Source organism: Curvibacter lanceolatus ATCC 14669 (genome assembly GCF_000381265.1).
Classification (GTDB): domain Bacteria; phylum Pseudomonadota; class Gammaproteobacteria; order Burkholderiales; family Burkholderiaceae_C; genus Curvibacter; species Curvibacter lanceolatus.
The window spans coordinates 1-2,323 of sequence record NZ_KB906316.1; the positions used below are offsets into that span (position 1 = coordinate 1).

The 2,323-nt window shown below is 56.8% G+C and carries 2 protein-coding genes and 1 pseudogene; 1 reads left to right on the forward strand and 2 read right to left on the reverse strand.

Going from position 1 to position 2,323, the window contains the following annotated elements; all coding sequences use genetic code 11:
- Together F624_RS35295 and F624_RS0131885 are read right to left on the reverse strand one after the other, a co-directional pair.
- Nucleotides 1-390 (reverse strand): annotated as a pseudogene (locus F624_RS35295) (hypothetical protein); the annotation flags it as partial.
- A gap of 77 nt (nt 391-467) precedes the next feature.
- A complete protein-coding gene (locus F624_RS0131885) occupies nt 468-1,295 on the reverse strand; it encodes a KilA-N domain-containing protein (RefSeq protein WP_019578413.1) in 828 nt (275 codons plus the stop codon).
- A 685-nt stretch (nt 1,296-1,980) separates the two neighbouring features.
- Here F624_RS0131885 and F624_RS0131890 point away from each other — a divergent pair.
- Nucleotides 1,981-2,323: hypothetical protein (locus F624_RS0131890; protein WP_031257017.1), on the forward strand; the 343-nt coding region annotated here is incomplete at its 3' end.

The following is a 2,323-nucleotide window of genomic DNA, read 5'->3' on the forward strand; positions in this document are numbered from 1 at the left end:
AGTCTTGTCCGTATCGGGCCACGTCGTTCTCTCATCGTCCTCACCCCCTAGTTTCTTCTGTTTTAAGGAGGCGACAACAAGTCTGACACGGGGGGAATCCTCCAAGGCGCTGGCCGCAATGAACTCGTCCAGACTGGGGGCGATGCGGGTAGCGCCCTGATAAGTCGTCACATCCGTCTGCATTGCGCTAAAACTCAGTCCAATTAAGCGCCAGGCGCTCAAACCCCGCCGGCGTGCCACGGCGCGCACTGCATCACGGGTTTGCAGGTGGGCGACTTTTGCTTGGTGGCCATGTTCCACCGCCAGATAGCGTTTGGCAGCTTCTACGATGGACAGGCCTTCGGATACCGCGCGCAGATACGCAAAATGGTGCAGTCCCAGACGATGCACGTAAACGGCGCTGCCACCAGGGTTTGCCTGGCACAACTCACGCGACCCCGTGACCGGATCTTTTGACACTGGCCCAATCACGGGGGATTTGCCTTGCCCAAGCGTTTGACCGCCCCCATTCCAATGAGTGAGCGCATTTGGGTAATGGCAATGGCGTTGAGTTGGCCCAAGCGTTCAGGCGCGCCGATGCCTTGGTGAATCAACACCGCATTGATGCTCTCCATGTTGGACAGCACCACCAGTTGTTCCAATGTGGCCGCGTCCCGCATGTTGCCGCCGTCCTTGGGGTTGGCCTCGCGCCACTGGGCAGCGGTCATGCCAAACAGCGCCACGTTCAGCAGATCGGCTTCGCTGGCGTAGAGCGTGGCCGTTTGGGTCCGGGTCAACTGGCGTGGGACGAGGTGTTCCTTGATGGCATCGGTGTGAATGCGGTAGTTGACCTTGGCCAGGGTGCGCTGGAAATTCCATTCCAGGGAAGACGCACGGGCTTCCTCGTCCTTGAGGCGCTGGAATTCCTTGATGAGATAGAGTTTGAATTCGGGACTGAGCCATGAACCGAATTCAAAGGCGATGTCGCGGTGGGCGTAGGTGCCACCGCCCCGGCCGGATTTGGCGTACAGGCCGATGGCCCCGGTAGCCTCCACCCACTTGGAGGGAGACAGCGAGAAACTGTTGAGGCCCGCCTGGGCTTTAAACCTCTCGAATTCGACAGGTTTGAAGTCCGGGTTGTTGATCTGCTCCCAAATCCCCAGAAACTCAACGGTGTTGCGATTGCGCAGCCACCCGTAGAGAACGGTCTCGTCGCCGAAGCGTTTGACCATGTCGGTGAGCGAGATGTAATCCTGGTCGTGCCGCGTGGTGTAGCCAACCGGGGTGCCCTGGACTGTAATGCTGCGGTTTTTCATGAAGAAAGGCTGCCCAAGAGTGGTTTTGACGCAAAAATTTTAGCCTAAGATAAATAGAGTTATCTTAGGGCACTGTATTAAACTTTCGCCGCCATTTCATCAACATGTACCCAAAATGGGCTATAGGCAAAAGCTGGTAAGAAACCAGCAAGTCCAGCGCAGTTCGTAGCTAGATGCCTGCTGACTGATCGGTTGGCGGCCACCTCTATCCCGATTCTCCATCACCATTCGCCGGGTTCATGCAAGGGCGGGGATAATAGACCGCTTACCAGTCAACAGTAACGCGACAGAGCCCGATGGTCTTCTGTTGCAGCGCCTCGAGCTTGAAATGCGCAGCGGATTTTGACCTTATGCTGGTTCATCTTTGTGAAATAGTGCACCATGCTTTCTTGGCAGCAAGTATTGAGGGGCGGATATGGAGAATAGTTCGTGCAACGAAAATTTGCGACCCCTCCGCGTAGCCGCGTCGTCGAGTATGGCAATCGACTTGGAATCAATGATACGGCCGCTGGCCCAGTCTTTCCTACGTTATACACCGCAGCGCACGACGCAGGATCGACTAGTGGCAAACGAGTTTGACGCGTGTCCTGTGACGAGTGGTCGAAGGTGAATCGGCTGTGTCGAAGACATCCGGGGAATCGATTATTTTGGCAAGGCCCACCTTCAAATGCTGCAGTTTCCTCGTATGAAAGCTTGGATCTCCAAGCAGCAAATCTTCGTCCGGAGCCTGGCGTGGCTCGCGTTGGTGCTCGGGCTGAAGCTTGTCGTTCACTTGCTTGGTTTGGAGGCGCTGGTCTTGAGCCCCCTGCATGCCACTGCCGTCGCCGGTGGGTTTTTCATCCTCGGATTCATCCTGTCAGCCACCATCGCAGACTACAAGGAAAGCGAGCGGCTTCCCGCGGAATTCACGGCTATCGTCGAGAATATGTACGAGGACGCGCTCTTGATCAGTCGCCGCCACCCGTTCGACATTGCCGGGTTCCGCGAGGGACTGCTCGCGGCGCTGGACAGCTTGCGCGACGACATGG